Raw genomic sequence first — 13672 nt, 5'->3', positions numbered from 1 at the left:
AGAAGTTCTGCGCCATTTATGGTCCCCGTCTTCGAGGTGGTCTGGATGAAGCTCAAAACGAGGATCCTTCCGTTCGAGTCTGCCCACTACACAGTCGTGCTCGATCAGAGCGTGGCGAAGAAACTCGACGTGAGGCCTAGCGACAGAGTACTTGTACGTTTCAACGGGAAAACCGTGGTAGCGATAGCTAACATAGCGAAAGAGTTTTCCCACGAACACGTGGGAGTCTACGTAAACATAGCGAAAGCGCTGGGGATATCGGACGGAGACGAGGTCGAAGTAGAGGCCACAAGTCCGCCGGCATCCCTGCAGGCAATAAGGAAGAAACTACAGGGCTTGAGCCTCGAATCCGACGAGATATACCAGGTAGTAAAGGACATAGTGGATGGAAAGCTGAGCGAGCTCGAGCTCGCAGCCTTCGTGACCGCGGTACATTTCCAGGGGATGACCCCGTCTGAGATATACTCCTTTACGCTCTCAATGGTCGAGACGGGGCAGAGGTTAAGGCTTAAAAGGAAGCCTATACTCGACAAGCACAGCCTTGGCGGTGTTCCCGGGGATAAGACGAGCCTCCTCGTAGTACCGATAATAGCTTCCCTGGGCTTCACAATTCCTAAGACCTCCTCGAGGGCCATAACCTCCGCCGCCGGGACGGCCGATAGAATGGAGGTGCTGGCGCCGGTCAACCTGTCGATAGATGAAATCGAGAGAATAGTCGAGAAGACGAATGCGTGCCTCGTCTGGGGAGGAGCCCTGAACCTAGCCCCTGCTGACGACATCATAATTAGGGTCGAGTACCCCCTCGGGATAGACCCCTTCTACATCCCGTCCATCCTCGCAAAGAAGCTTGCAGTAGGGTCTACGCACGTCGTTTTAGACGTGCCCACAGGTAGGGGTACGAAGGTGAAGACGCTAGAAGAGGCGAAGAGAATCTCTCAAAGTTTCTTCGAAATAGCCAGGATGTTCGGCATGAACCTGCAAGCAGTAGCGACGTACGCGGAGGAGCCCATTGGGCACGCGATAGGTCCAGCTCTCGAAGCTCGTGAAGCTTTAATCGCGTTGCGAGAGCTACGGCCGGGGGACCTCGTCGACAAAGCGGCGAGCCTGGCGGGCACTCTCCTGGAAATGGTGGGGGTGGAGAACGGTTACGAAACGGCTATGGAAGCTCTGAGAACGGGGAAGGCCGAGAAGAAGCTCCGGGAGATAATCGAGGCCCAGGGCGGAGACCCAGACGTTACCCCCGAAGAGATACCGCTGGGAGACAAGACGTACACACTGTACTCGGAGGAGGACGGCTTCGTATACTACATCGACAACTCGTTGCTGGCGAACATAGGTAAGATTGCCGGGGCACCGATAGACAAGGGCGCCGGGGTATACATCCACGTCAAGCTGGGCGAGAAGGTCAGGAAGGGAGACCCCCTGCTTACAGTCTACTCTTCGAGCTCGGCGAAGCTTCAAGCGGTGGAAAGAATCCTCGAAGACTCTAAGCCGGTGCTTGTAGGGCGGACTGCCGGCAGGAGAATGCTCTTAGAGAGGATTCAGTACCAGCCTCCGAGACAGCTGGTATTGGAGAGATGAGCAAGCTTTTTAGCATGCGGCTACTAGAATAGCCGGTGTTTAGATGAGCGAGTTCGTGAAACTATTCGCCGCTAACTTGACTAACTGGGTAGAAGCTCAGAAGGCTTTCCTTGATACCGTTGAAGCTGTCGAGAAAAACCTCGAGAACGCGGACAGGCTGGAGCTTATACTTACGACGAGGGCAGCCTTCAGCCACATGGTTAAGACGATAGAAGCCTTCGATAAGTGGCTCCAGGACCCCTTCATAGTTGGGCACATGCCGCGCGAAATGCTTTTAGACGTTCAAAGGAGTGTGTGGGAAATACTCAAGAAGCTACTGGAGCTGGACATAAGGCACACTACGGCCTTTAGGGACATGTTGCTGAAACTCTCCGAGGACGGAAAGCTAAACCCGGTCTTCTTCATGCCCAGAGGGGAGCAGAAACCGGAAGAAAGGTTCCGCGTAAGCTACTAGAGCGGTGGAAACTTTGTCCCTGAAGGAAACACTCAAGCTTTTAGAGTCCAGCGATAAGCTGATGCGGATCGGCGGGGAGCTAGCACCCTCCATCGAGATACCCTGGCTTTCTATCCAGCTCTCCCGGGAGACGGATAAAGCCTTGCTGTACGACAGGGTTAAAGGAGGTGCCCTCAGCCTTGCGACGAACCTCTTCTATGGAAAGTTGCCGCTAGTTCTGAACGCGCCGTCGGTCGAGCGTATAATCGAAAGGGCGGCCCGAGTGCTCCACCTGTTGAGCACCCCAGCCGCGCAACCAACGGACAAGCTCGGGCTACTGGCTTCGCTTGCGTGGATTGCCGACTATTACCCGACGGTCAAGGAGGCTCCTGGTGGAGCCGTACGCATTCTCCAGGGCTACGACGTAAATCTTCTCGAAATGCCCTTCCTCAAGCACAGCCGTGAGGAGGAATACCCGGTCTTAGTGAACCCCATCATCGTGGCGTCCAGCAGGGCCACAGGTGACAGGGAGATAGCCTCGCAGAGAGTACAGGTGGTAGACGAGAAAACAATGGTACTGCACGTCCCGAGGGGTTCGCCCCTTCAGTTCCTCATCGAGAAATCCTCGCGTAGCAGGTCTAGCCTGGATGTAGGAATACTCGCCGGGACGGTTCCAGCCCTTTACCCAGCGTCGCTTCTAACGTGGCTAACACCGGTGGACAAAATCCTCTTAGCCGGAGTCCTCTCCGAGAGCAAAATCTCCGTAGTGAAGACTGAGGAGGGTCTGGTAATCCCGTATCCAACGGAAGTAGCGATAATCGGCGAGCTGGAACCCGGCGACGAGAGGCCGGAGGGGAGAATGCTGTACGAAAACGGGGAGGTATACGGGGGATCACCAATGCCCGTAGTACACGTAAAGAAGATACTTCTATCTCCAAGCCCCGTGTTCTACTCTTCGATCATCCACCCGGAGAGGAGCGACGTAGCGCAGGTATACTCCTTGGTCGCCAGCCTCCTTGTGTTGCTTATGAAGTCTTTGGCCCCGGAGATCCAGGAGCTAAGATTCCTCGGCCACGACGCTTTTAGAACAGTCATAGCCAAAGTTGCGACGCACAGGAGAGAGCGCTTGCTAAGTATTGGAGGTGAAATACTGTTCCTGTCCGCTGCCGTGAATCCTTATGTCGATACAGTAATCCTTGTGGGGCCGGACGTAGACGTGGAGGATCCAACGATCCTAGCGAAGGTTCTCCTAGAGAACGTCGACCCGGACAGAGACATTATCCACGTGGACCAGGCTGACGCAGAACTCTTACCGCGGAGTAGCAGGCGAGGGAAAGTGATTGTACTGGCGAACGCACCGGGAGCAAGGGGGGCCTCGCGCGTAGAGTCTAAATTAGAGAAAACGCCCGAGTCTGAACGATTGTTCTTGGAGCTTACCCGGAAACTTCGCGGCTCATCATCCTGATGTACTGGCATATGCTACACAAAGCCTCCTCTCCTCTTAGCTTGCCCTCTACGATGCCGTGTACAGTCTCCCTGAGTTTTTCGTCTATAGAGGGTATCTCCAGTATATCTCTTTGAGAGAGACCTCTCTGGCTGTTAAGGTACCTGCTCACGCTCGACTGGCTGATCCCCAGTAACTTGGCTATTTGAAGCTGGGTTAAGCCTTCTTGCTCGTAAAGATACCTTACAAGTATACTCCTCACGGCCGGGAGTACTCTTCTGCTTATCTCTTCGCAGGGAGCCTTAAGGTGCGCCATCTCGCTCGTAGTACTATATGACATTGTCAAATAAAAACATTTCTACGTCTCTTAAATCTCTGTGTAAAATAACTCCCGACTACGAATTGGTGGTGAAAATCTCTTTTTACTTTAATCGGAAAAAGCATTGTCAGAAAGATAAAAAGAGAAAAAATTAAGCGTAAGGAATATATACCTCCTATGTGTAGCACTACACGGTGAAAAACAATGTCCCACCAGAAAATAACTGCCTACTGCGTTAAGTGCCGCAAACAGGTCGAAATGAAGAACCCGCAGCAGGTAACCCTTAAGAACGGGAGGCTTGCCTACAAGGGCACCTGCCCCAACTGTGGAACCACGGTCTACAGATTCATAGGGCGCGTAAAGCAGTAAACGACGGTAACAAACCAAATTAAAAAATTATTTTTTTCTCTTGCTTTTCCTGCGCGTGTAAGTGCTCGTTGTTATGCCTCATGCTTGGTGCGGTCTCGGAGAGCAAGTAAGGGTAGGACCTCAACTTCTCTTCGCGCGCAAGGTATATTTTCGGGCTCCACCCTTTATTCTCCAGGCGAGGTCTAGGTGTCTCCATGAGTAGTATTCCTCAGCTCGTTGAAAAAATTGCCGGTATGGTTCCAGGGTTCAGGGGCTATAGCGGGGGTTCTCTCTCCGCCGATGACCAGCTTATAAGAAAGAAAGTTTCGCTCATACTTGACGAGGCAAGGTTACGCGTGGAGAGACTCGAGTTTAACGTTAAACGCAAGAACGTATCTCTGGGCCTCAGGCTGGACGATCTGCGTATAGAGTTGATGAAGGCTTCCCAGCTATTAAAGCAGCCCGGCGCGTCTTCCCCCGGTAAGGCTAGCATCGACGATGAGTCTTTGCAACGGTTGCTAGAAGAGGATCTTAAGCTCATCTCCACGGCTTCGAGGATCTTCGAGAGAGTTGTCGCCTTAACACCAGCACTGGAGCCTAAAGAATTCCTCGAAAAGGTAAACGAAGCCATATCCCTTGTCGTTGAAGCGGAGAACGTTATAAGGGAGAGGGACAACCTGCTGAAAAGGGTTCTACTGGAGACACCGTAGCCCTCTCCGAGCTACTAGAGTTGCCACCCGGTGACGTCCCTCTTTCGGAATACGAACACTCTTATGAACCCTGCCAGCATAACCGTGAACCAGAGGGTGGAGTAGAATAGGATATACGTAGCGAAGTGTTGCGGCTTGACTTTGTAGCCTATCCTGTACGCGATGGGTACTACCAAGGCGGAATAAGCAACCGCAATGGCTACAAGGGATAATGGTAGAGGCGGGAGGAACATCGATACAGTTTCGTAGATGGCGAGAACCGGTACGAGCGGCGCGAAGAGTCCGCCGACTGTGGATCCTGCGAGCAGTCCAAGCTTCAACAGCGGTAGCCCCTCTGCGAGTAGTATAGACGCGTAGACGATTCCTCCGGGAAACATTGCGAAAAGCGCAGCGAAGCTCTCCAGCGCGTAATCGATGCTCGCTATTTTCGAGAAGTGGAACACGTAGTCATCTATCCAGGTCCAAGCACCCACAGACCACCTTAGCCTCTGGTTAAGCCACTCTCTGAGAGATGAGGGAGGGTCTACCACGACCTCGGTATCCCAGATGTACTTGTACCTGAACCCGTGGAAGAAGCTCCTAAAGCCTATATCCATGTCTTCTAGAACCACGTTTCTGTAACCGCCAAGCTCCTTGAGAGCTTTCCTCGTGAAAGCCATCGCCGCACCGTTTAAGCCAGCGCACCTCTTCACTCTCTTCTCGAAGATGTAGCTCGCAACGCCAAATGACATGTAGTCGTAGTAGACGAGTTTACCGATGAATGTGTCTACCCGGGCGATCTTCTTGATCTCTGCTACGTCGAAATCCTGTAGCCACTTGTAGATCTTCTCAACGAACTTCCTGTCCTGTACGGTCACGTCGTTGTCGAGAAAAATCAGGACGTCGCCCTGGCTCAGCGAGATCGCCTCGTTAAGAGCCCTAACCTTCCCCCTCCTATTCTCGGAGACCAAGCTCTTAACGCAAGCCTTTTCCCTCAGGATGCCTAAGACTTCCTCGTCCGGCTCATCCGCGACTACAATCACTTCCACGGGGAAAGAGGTTTCCTGGTTGCACAGCGCTTCGAGGAGACTCCGCAGGCGCCTCGCGTGACGGTAGACCGTCACTATTACACTTACTCGAGCCCTCTCCGAGGAGCTCATACAGCTTTAGACCTCTTCGACCCTCCCGTCCCCGTGGATGAGTACTCCTGGACCTACTACCGAGCCGGCGGCAATCCTCCCGCGAGGCGCTACGAATACGCCAAGCTTCCTCTTCTTGCTGAGCACTCCTTGCAAGGGGAGCGGCCTGGCAATCCTTTTCTCGCCGCGTATCTCGCTTATCACCGTTGTCCGTGGCTCAGCGACGCTATAGGGGCCAAGCACGCTGTCCACTATCAACGAGTAGCTCCCAGCAGTGGCAGAGGGTTCGAGCACGCTCCGCTTAACCTCGGAGAACGCCCCAACGGTGCTTCCCTCCTCTAGGGACGTGTACTCCCTCACGAAAGCACCCTTGCCTACCAGGACGTTCCTCCCGATGTAAGCGGGCCCCCTCACTACGGCGTAGTGGTCGATGTAAGCTCCCTCCTCGACGATTACGCACCCTTCGAGTACAGCGAGGGGAGACACGCGCGCCCCAGGGTGGATTACCGACTTGCAGCTGCTGCCGAGGATCTCGTATAGGGCCGATATAAGGTCCCACGGGTAGTCGACGGCGACCCAAGAGCCCGTCCAGAGCGCCGCGTCCATACCCATCTTGTCTACAACGGTGTTCAACGCTTCGAAAAAGCCGGAACCGTTTTCAACGAGTTCGAGGAACTGTACTGGTAGCACGAAGGCGCCGCCCAGGACGAAGCTACTATCGCCGACGTCGCCGCCCGGGTACACCTTTTTAATGGACATACCGGAAAGGTAGGCGACGCCGTACGTAGACATTTCAGCCCTCGGTATTACCAGCGCTGAGGGTCTTTGGCTTTCCTCGTAGGTTTCCATCAGCATGCGGAGCGCTTCAGGTGGCGCGACCACGTCCCCGAACACTAGAAGGAACCACTCGTCGGAGACGTCTTTAGTCGCCGTGAGAAATGCGTCTTCGAGAGACTCTCCTGGCTGAACTCTCACTTCTACGTGGGCATAGTTCTTCTCCCTCAGAAACTCCTTGACCCAGTCAATCTGCATCTCCCTGTCAACAACGAGGATCACTCTCTGCCCGGCGGCTTGGAGAAGGGAGGAGAGGGGGTAGAAGAATATGGGGTTTCCGGATATCTTAAGCATAAACTTGTGGTAGCCCTCGTTGAGCGGCCGCATTCTCTTCGGGTTACCCCCAGCCAGCAGGACGGGCATCATAGCTACTCAACCGTGACGGTTTTCGCGAGGTTTCTAGGCTTGTCGGGGTCCAAGCCCCTCTCAACAGCCGAGTAGTAGGCAACTAACTGCAAAGGTATTGTGGCCAGTATGGGTACGGCGACCTCGTCGGAAGAAGGTACAACGACCTCCCGGTCGAAGTGCCCCCTGAGCTCTGAATCCTGTGGTACAACGCCTATAGTATAGGCACCCCTCGCCCGCATTTCTTCAACGTTCCCGAGGAGCTTCTTCTCGAGCTCCCTCTCTACAGAGACGAACACCACGGGGAACCCCCTCTCTACGAGGGCTATGGGCCCGTGCTTGCTCTCCCCGGCGGGGTAGCCTTCTGCGTGGACGTAGGCTATCTCCTTGAGCTTCAGGGCCCCCTCCAGGGCAATCGGTAGCCCTAGTCCCCTGCTCAGGTAGTAGGCGCTACTCTTTTCCGACATAAACGTCCCGGTTTCCTTGCACCAACCGCTATAAGCGTTAATAACCTTTTCAGCGAGGTCCGGTATTTTCTTCATCCTCTCGAGGAGGCTCTCCGCATCTTTTTCATCCATGGCGCCAACGTTTCTCGCGATAAGCGCGGAAAGCCACGTCAAAGCCGTTAGTTGCACCGTGAAGGTCTTAGTTGCGGCTACTCCTATCTCCGGGCCAGCCTTCATGTATACCTGGTGGTCGCTCTCCCTAGAGATAACGCTCCCTATGACGTTTGTCAGGGAAACGGTCCTGACACCTCTCTCCTTGAACGCCCTCATGGCCATCAGGGTATCTATGGTCTCACCACTTTGGGACACGGCTAGCAGAGCGTCGCGTTCCGACGCGGAGGAAACGTAGCCCGCGTACTCGGAGGATATCAGGGGGATAACTTTCTTCCCGGCAATCTTCATGGTTAAAAGGGCGAAGTAGAGGGACGCGTGATAGCTCGTACCCGATGCTACCACGTATATTACCTCTGCGTCTGAGAGAAGCTCGGCGCCGCGCTCGTAGTCCGGGCCGAAGCCCCTTATGGTCTCGGCTATAACCCTCGGTTGCTCGTGGATCTCCTTCAACATATAGTGGGGGAACCCCTCCTTCCTAGCGAGCTCGGCTGTCCAGGGTACAACTATGACACGCCTATTCACGTCGACGACGCCCCCTTCAAGCGTCTCTAGATGTAGCCCTCTAGGCTCCACGTAGCCGAGCTCCCCGTCGTTCAGTATAACGACTTTATTCGTGTACTCGAGGAACGCCGGGATGTCCGATGCAACGAACATTTTTCCATCGGCGATGCCGATTACCAGCGGGGAGTGTTTTCTCGCGAAGAAAATCTTCCTGGGCTCCAGCGACGTAACGACCGCCAAGGCGTAGCTTCCTCTTATTGCCTTCAGGGACTTTTTAAAGGCTTTGAAGAAGTCCCCCTCCTCCTTCAGGTACTCCTCTACCAGGTGCGCGAAGACCTCGGTGTCGGTATTGCTCCTGAAAACGTGTCCCCTCTCCTGTAGCCAGCTCTTAAGCTCTCTGTAGTTTTCCAGTATGCCGTTGTGTACAACGGCTAACCTACCCGTACAGTCTACGTGGGGGTGGGCGTTTTCGTCCGTGGGCGGTCCATGCGTAGCCCACCGCGTGTGCCCTACCCCAGTGTGACCGTGCAGGCACTTCAAACACTTAGCGCTATCGACGCTGTCTATCTTTCCGGCGCCTTTACGCACGAAAAGCTTCCCATCATCAAGCACAGCGACACCAACGCTGTCGTACCCCCTGTACTCAAGCCTGCGGAGGCACTCTACGACGAGAGGAGCGACGTTCAGGTCCTCGGAGACTATGCCCACTATACCGCACACGTTCTTCCCTCTAAACACGCCCATTTATTAAAGTGACTTGCACCGATGCTAGAACTTTTGCACCCTCGGAGAAGAGATGTACTCGTAAAACGGGCGTACTTAGGTTGTTTGACGCCTTGTAAAGCTACGTAACTCTAATGCTTGAAGAACGAAGAAACCGGTTAGGTGCCAGGAAAATGGAAGAGCTAACGATGGAGGAATTCTTGAGAAAGCTCGCCGGGAAGAGGATACGCGTAAAGAACGTGGAGGCGGCGCCTCCCTCCCTGATACTGGAATCCATGGGGAAAGTGTACAGAGTAAGGGTAAAATAGCCTAAAAAACGGCTAACACCTGTGGAAAACGTAGGCCGCGACGTGAAAGCCTTGATGAGGAAGCTCCTCCTAAATAGCAATGCGTTTTTCTCCAACGGTTACCTTAACAGCGAAGGGAGAAAGGTCTTCGAGGAGATGGCGCGTTTCCTCGTGTACGAAAAGCCGTTCCTTAAGAGACGAATACGAAGAGTACGCAAAGAGGGGAGCCTCGAAGAGGTGGTTAGGCTCGCGGAAAGCATCCTGGGAGAAGAGGCTGTCAGCGAGATCCTGCGCTCCCAGCACCAGGGCCCTTACGCAGTTAAGGGTAGCCCCGACGAAGCCCTCGCCTCCCTTCAGGCACCTGGTTGCTCTACCAGGCTGACCGACAAGATTCCTTCGAGCCCGAAGTAGAGTATACGCGCATCCCGGAAAGCGATATACCTCTTGCCGTCCTCCTCCTTGATCTCGTAGGTGAGAATAATCTTTGAAGGAGCCTCGGTCAACCCCCTCTTCTCGAAGGTCTCTATGATCCTAGATGCCACTTTCCTCCACTCCTCTAGACTCCTCTCCTTGTCCACCTTGTTCTGCTTAATCTCTCTTGAAAGCGTGGCGTAGAACGCTTTTCTCAAGTTGAACATCGCGCTCCTAGAGCTAGGGCTTATAGGGCTTTGTATAGTGTTCTCCCGTCCTGTAACCTCTATTACCTCTATGAAGTGGCGCAGGTTCCTTCCTAACTGCTCTATGTATATTCTCATCTGCTCCGGGAACTTCTTGTCCCTAATCCCGGCATCGATCATATTGAGTGTTTCCTTGACGCTTTTAACCAGCTCCTCCAAGTCTACGCACCCCGAGAATTATGTCTAAAAAGTCGTTTATAAATTTTTAGATAAAAAAAGCTTTTTACCGAAAAAAATGCGGCGGAAAACCCGAACGGAGTACGGCTTCTTAGCATAAGCAATTAATACTAACCAATCAATTTTGATAACGTGGGCTGGGAAACAAGCTTTCGCCTAAGTAAAGCCGCCTCCCAGCTAGGAGCAGAGGAGGCTTTTGTCTACCTTGCGCGGAGCCTCGAGCTCAAAAGAAGAGGGGTCGACGTCGTCTCCTTCGGTATAGGGCAACCGGACTTCCAGCCTCCGCCGCACGTGATATCTGAGGCTAAGAAGGCGATGGACGAGGGGTTCAACGGCTACGGTCCAAGCCTGGGAATGCCGGAGTTACGGGAAGCTATAGCGAGCTTCGTGTCAGAGGAATACGGAGTGGACGTGAAGGCGGAGGAGGTAGCCGTTACTGTTGGAGCTAAATCAGCGATCTTTATGGCCATGATATCACTGTTGGAGCCCGGAGACGAAGTAATAATACCTGACCCCTCTTACCCCCTCTATGAGTCCGTCGCACGCTTCGCCGGTGCCAAGCCTGTCTTCCTGCGCCTCCACAGGGGCAACGGCTACAAGGTGACCTTCGAAGAGGTAGAGAAGCTCGTAACTCCCAAGACTAGAATGATCGTTCTAAACTACCCGGAGAACCCCGTGGGCACCACCATGGATCAAAGGGACGTGGAAGAGCTTGTCGATTTCTCGGCTAAGCGTGGCATAGTCGTACTGTCGGACGAGATATACGACCACTTTGTCTACGAGAAAAAGCACTTTTCTACTTTGCAGACGTCGAGTTGGCGCGACGCCGTCTACTACGTGAACGGTTTTTCGAAGACCTTTGGGATGACGGGCTGGAGGCTGGGCTACGTCATCTCTAATAAAGAGCTGATCTCCAAGCTATCAGTGGTCGCCAACAATATCTACTCCTGCCCGGTAACCTTCGAGCAGATAGCCGCTGCGAAGGCCCTGAAGGAAGGCTTGTCTTGGTTTAAACCCATACTCGAGGGGTACAGGAAGAGGAGGGACCTCATATACAGGGAGTTTCTCTCGATAAAAGGCGTAAAAGTCGTAAAGCCCGAGGGGGCTTTCTACATATTCCCGGACTTTACTGAGGTGATACGGGAGAAAGGGCTGAAGAATGAGCGCGAGCTTGCGGACAGGCTACTAGAGGAGAGAGGCGTAGTGGTTCTGCCTGGGACAGCTTTCCCGAAGGAGGGTGGGAAGGGGCACCTAAGGTTCTCCTTTGCTGTGAGTGAGAACGACATTGTAAGGGGCATTGCGAGGATTAAGGAGTGGATAGAGTCCTGAATATAAGGGTAAATTTTTTATTCTAGGCTAGGCTCTTACTTACAGCCTTGGAAGCGGTGTGATGAGAGTTGATAGCAACAGTTAAAATTTCCCTTTGTGGTCCCGGGGGTGTAGGTAAGACGAGCCTTGCTAGAAAGTTTGTCGAGGGCTCGTACAACCCGCAGGAACGCCTAACGGTGGGGATCCAGCACTTTTTCAGGAAGATACAGCTAGACGGAAGGGAGCTCCACGTGGTAATATGGGATCTGGGAGGAGAGCACAGGTTCCGCTTCCTTGCTCCCGCCTTCCTGAAAGGGGCTAAAGGAGTCGTATATGTCTTCGATTTAACGAGGGAGGAGACCTTCCTCGAGATCGACGAGTGGAGAAAAATCACCGAGAGTGTACTCGGGAAAGTCCCCAGCATACTGATTGGCAACAAGGCGGACCTAGAGGAGTATAGAATAGTTCCCTACAACCTGGCCCGCGAGTATGCTCTATCGAAAGGCTTCCTAGAGTACTTCGAGGTGTCTGCCCGGACTGGTGCAAGGGTGGAGGAGGCTTTCCTCTTCCTGTTGAGAACAATAGTTCAGAGCGTGAGAGTATGAGTAAGCTTGGAGTACAACGCGTGTTTAGAGCTCGATGCCCCGCTTGCAGCCAGGTAGAGGTAGTTGAGGTTAACGACAAGTTGCTCGAGGAGGCTCAGAACAACCCCCTCGGGCTCGCGGGGGTAGCCTTTCAACATGAGACGCACGTGTTCATAGTTTACGTTGACAGGAACGGCGGCGAGAGGGGGACCAGGGTCTTCCCGTTACTCCAGGCTAGAGGTAAGGGCCTATACGAGGTAAAAGTCCAGCCCGAACTGCTCAGGGGGCTCAGGAATATAGGCGGTTTTACCATAGAGAGTAGGAGGCTTAACTACCGGGTAACCGGGTACTTCGAGCCCCCCTCGAGTAGCATAAAGGTCTACAAGGGGGAGACCTCCCTAGAGGTGGACTTCAGGAGGGATGTGAGCTACCAGACTACGAAAGCCTGGATGGAGTTGCTCGCAGAGGCTCTCGACTCCTCGTACTCTTACTCGCCGACGGACTACGTTAACGCTGTAAGGTTGCTCGACGTTCTCATAGAGGAGAAGCCATTCGAGTACATAAAGCAGGTCTTCTGGCTCATCACGAATGCTTCCAACATAACGGTAAAGGTTAGACCCTCCGAGGCTATGTTGCTGAGGAAGTACAGACCCTCGATAATATTCGAGAAGTACAACGGCGGCTTTGTAAACAGGGTGCTCGAAGCACCCAGCGTAAAGGTCTCCGATATTCTGGGCCTGGAGAACCCCCAGATAATGTTCTCCTACGTTGAGGCACTCCTCTCGCTCCAAAGAAGAGGAGTCATAGACCTGGTGATAGGCTGATGTCGTACCCCGAGGTCTACCACGACATATCCATACTCCTATTACCCGAAGCCCTCTCCGAACTCAAAAAAGCTTCAGCGCCGCAACTGGAGGAGATCTCGCCCGTGGAAAAGTACCTACCGCAGTTGCTCACAGCGGCTACCGAGAGGCTGAAAAGCAGAGGCCTCGGGGTAGAGGAAAAGGAGTTCCAGGAAGTTTTCAGGTACGGGATAACGAGCATCGCTAGGGCCTACGCCGAGGGAGACTGGCGCTTCTACGCGTTTTTCTCGGAGCTATTCACGAAGATCTCCATAATAGACAGCCTCTACGAGTGGAGCATCAACATTGCAAGCCTCCCACCGAGAGCAACATTCTTCGAGGTAAACACTGTCGCGCCCGTCTACCTCTCACGCCTATCCCAGCGTGTAAGCGGCAGTCCGGGCATCATAACCGAGAAGAGGTTCCTGTACAACTCCACGTTTAAGGAGATATACGACGAGTACTCCAGGAGGTACGACCTAAAGCTCAACGTAGTGCCGCTTGAAGACGCGGATAGGCTAGCCAGCCTAAACGGTACAGTCGACGTCCTGGTCTTCGCAACGCTCGACGCAATGAGCCTTGGCTGGAGAACCATTCTGGGCATGGCGTCCTCTCTCCTCAAGAAGGGAGGAACGCTCATAGCCATAGTGCCTGATAACAAGAGGGAGGGTTTGCGTAGCCTCCTACGCGCCTGGCGCATACCGGACTACGAGCCCCCAGAAACCCTGGCAACCAACCTGCAGGACTCGCGTTTCACCAAGATAAGGTACTCTACGAAGGGACCTTTCTCAGCCTTCGTGGCGCAGAAAAGGTAGCCTGAA

At 53.6% G+C, this 13672-nt stretch carries 16 protein-coding genes; 11 read left to right on the top strand and 5 right to left on the bottom strand.

Going from position 1 to position 13672, the window contains the following annotated elements; translation table 11 throughout:
* Positions 1-45 precede the first annotated feature (45 nt).
* The 3 genes from TPEN_RS00460 to TPEN_RS00450 are packed head-to-tail and all read left to right on the top strand — an operon-like array spanning position 46 to position 3479.
* On the top strand, positions 46-1581 hold the full coding sequence (locus TPEN_RS00460; protein ID WP_187146335.1) for an AMP phosphorylase: 1536 nt from the start codon (positions 46-48) through the stop codon (positions 1579-1581).
* Between the two features lie 43 nt (positions 1582-1624).
* A complete protein-coding gene (locus TPEN_RS00455; protein ID WP_011751767.1) occupies positions 1625-2035 on the top strand; it encodes a DUF2153 domain-containing protein in 411 nt (136 codons plus the stop codon).
* A 13-nt stretch (positions 2036-2048) separates the two neighbouring features.
* Entirely contained in the window at positions 2049-3479 is a 1431-nt protein-coding gene (locus TPEN_RS00450) for a UbiD family decarboxylase (RefSeq protein WP_011751766.1), read from the top strand.
* Here the strand turns inward: TPEN_RS00450 and TPEN_RS00445 are convergent.
* Positions 3448-3774, bottom strand: coding sequence for a transcriptional regulator (locus tag TPEN_RS00445; protein ID WP_052884972.1), 327 nt, complete (start codon positions 3772-3774; stop codon positions 3448-3450). The two genes, TPEN_RS00450 and TPEN_RS00445, sit on opposite strands and share 32 nt — an antisense overlap.
* A gap of 207 nt (positions 3775-3981) precedes the next feature.
* On the opposite strand from TPEN_RS00445, the gene TPEN_RS09910 reads away from it, so the two are divergent.
* Together TPEN_RS09910 and TPEN_RS00440 are read left to right on the top strand one after the other, a co-directional pair.
* Positions 3982-4146, top strand: a complete 165-nt coding sequence (locus TPEN_RS09910; RefSeq protein ID WP_011751764.1) for a DUF5679 domain-containing protein — start codon at positions 3982-3984, stop codon at positions 4144-4146.
* Between the two features lie 194 nt (positions 4147-4340).
* Positions 4341-4835, top strand: a complete 495-nt coding sequence (locus TPEN_RS00440) for a hypothetical protein (protein ID WP_011751763.1) — start codon at positions 4341-4343, stop codon at positions 4833-4835.
* Between the two features lie 14 nt (positions 4836-4849).
* Here TPEN_RS00440 and TPEN_RS00435 read toward each other — a convergent pair whose 3' ends face one another.
* Genes TPEN_RS00435 through glmS form a run of 3 tightly spaced genes read right to left on the bottom strand, consistent with a single transcriptional unit; the run spans position 4850 to position 8973 of the window.
* A complete protein-coding gene (locus tag TPEN_RS00435) occupies positions 4850-5974 on the bottom strand; it encodes a glycosyltransferase family 2 protein (RefSeq protein WP_011751762.1) in 1125 nt (374 codons plus the stop codon).
* A gap of 6 nt (positions 5975-5980) precedes the next feature.
* On the bottom strand, positions 5981-7153 hold the full coding sequence (locus TPEN_RS00430; protein WP_052884971.1) for a nucleotidyltransferase family protein: 1173 nt from the start codon (positions 7151-7153) through the stop codon (positions 5981-5983).
* 2 nt (positions 7154-7155) lie between these two features.
* A complete protein-coding gene (gene glmS, locus TPEN_RS00425) occupies positions 7156-8973 on the bottom strand; it encodes a glutamine--fructose-6-phosphate transaminase (isomerizing) (protein WP_052885359.1) in 1818 nt (605 codons plus the stop codon).
* Positions 8974-9149: 176 nt separating this feature from the next.
* On the opposite strand from glmS, the gene TPEN_RS10100 reads away from it, so the two are divergent.
* Together TPEN_RS10100 and TPEN_RS00420 are read left to right on the top strand one after the other, a co-directional pair.
* Entirely contained in the window at positions 9150-9284 is a 135-nt protein-coding gene (locus TPEN_RS10100) for a hypothetical protein (RefSeq protein ID WP_011751759.1), read from the top strand.
* Positions 9285-9305: 21 nt separating this feature from the next.
* Positions 9306-9674, top strand: a complete 369-nt coding sequence (locus TPEN_RS00420; protein ID WP_011751758.1) for a hypothetical protein — start codon at positions 9306-9308, stop codon at positions 9672-9674.
* On the opposite strand, the gene TPEN_RS00415 is transcribed toward TPEN_RS00420, so the two are convergent.
* A complete protein-coding gene (locus TPEN_RS00415) occupies positions 9617-10099 on the bottom strand; it encodes a hypothetical protein (RefSeq protein WP_011751757.1) in 483 nt (160 codons plus the stop codon). The genes TPEN_RS00420 and TPEN_RS00415 overlap by 58 nt on opposite strands.
* 150 nt (positions 10100-10249) lie before the next feature.
* Here TPEN_RS00415 and TPEN_RS00410 point away from each other — a divergent pair, with 150 nt between their 5' ends.
* From TPEN_RS00410 to TPEN_RS00395, 4 genes are all read left to right on the top strand, one after another.
* Positions 10250-11446 (top strand): pyridoxal phosphate-dependent aminotransferase, encoded by a 1197-nt coding sequence (locus TPEN_RS00410; protein ID WP_011751756.1) that lies wholly within the window; start codon positions 10250-10252, stop codon positions 11444-11446.
* Positions 11447-11514: 68 nt separating this feature from the next.
* The gene (locus TPEN_RS00405; protein WP_011751755.1) at positions 11515-12030 is read left to right on the top strand and encodes a Rab family GTPase; all 516 of its coding nucleotides are present in this window, start codon (positions 11515-11517) and stop codon (positions 12028-12030) included.
* Positions 12027-12833 carry a hypothetical protein gene (locus tag TPEN_RS00400; RefSeq protein ID WP_011751754.1) on the top strand — a complete coding sequence of 269 codons (807 nt, stop codon included), beginning with the start codon at positions 12027-12029 and terminating at the stop codon, positions 12831-12833. Before TPEN_RS00405 ends, TPEN_RS00400 begins: the two co-directional genes overlap by 4 nt.
* Positions 12833-13666, top strand: coding sequence for a hypothetical protein (locus TPEN_RS00395; RefSeq protein WP_011751753.1), 834 nt, complete (start codon positions 12833-12835; stop codon positions 13664-13666). The genes TPEN_RS00400 and TPEN_RS00395 overlap by 1 nt, the downstream gene beginning before the upstream one ends.
* Positions 13667-13672: the final 6 nt, after the last annotated feature.

Origin of the sequence: Thermofilum pendens Hrk 5 (genome assembly GCF_000015225.1) — an archaeon.
GTDB lineage: Archaea > Thermoproteota > Thermoprotei > Thermofilales > Thermofilaceae > Thermofilum > Thermofilum pendens.
This window is presented reverse-complemented; position numbering and strand designations above follow the sequence as displayed.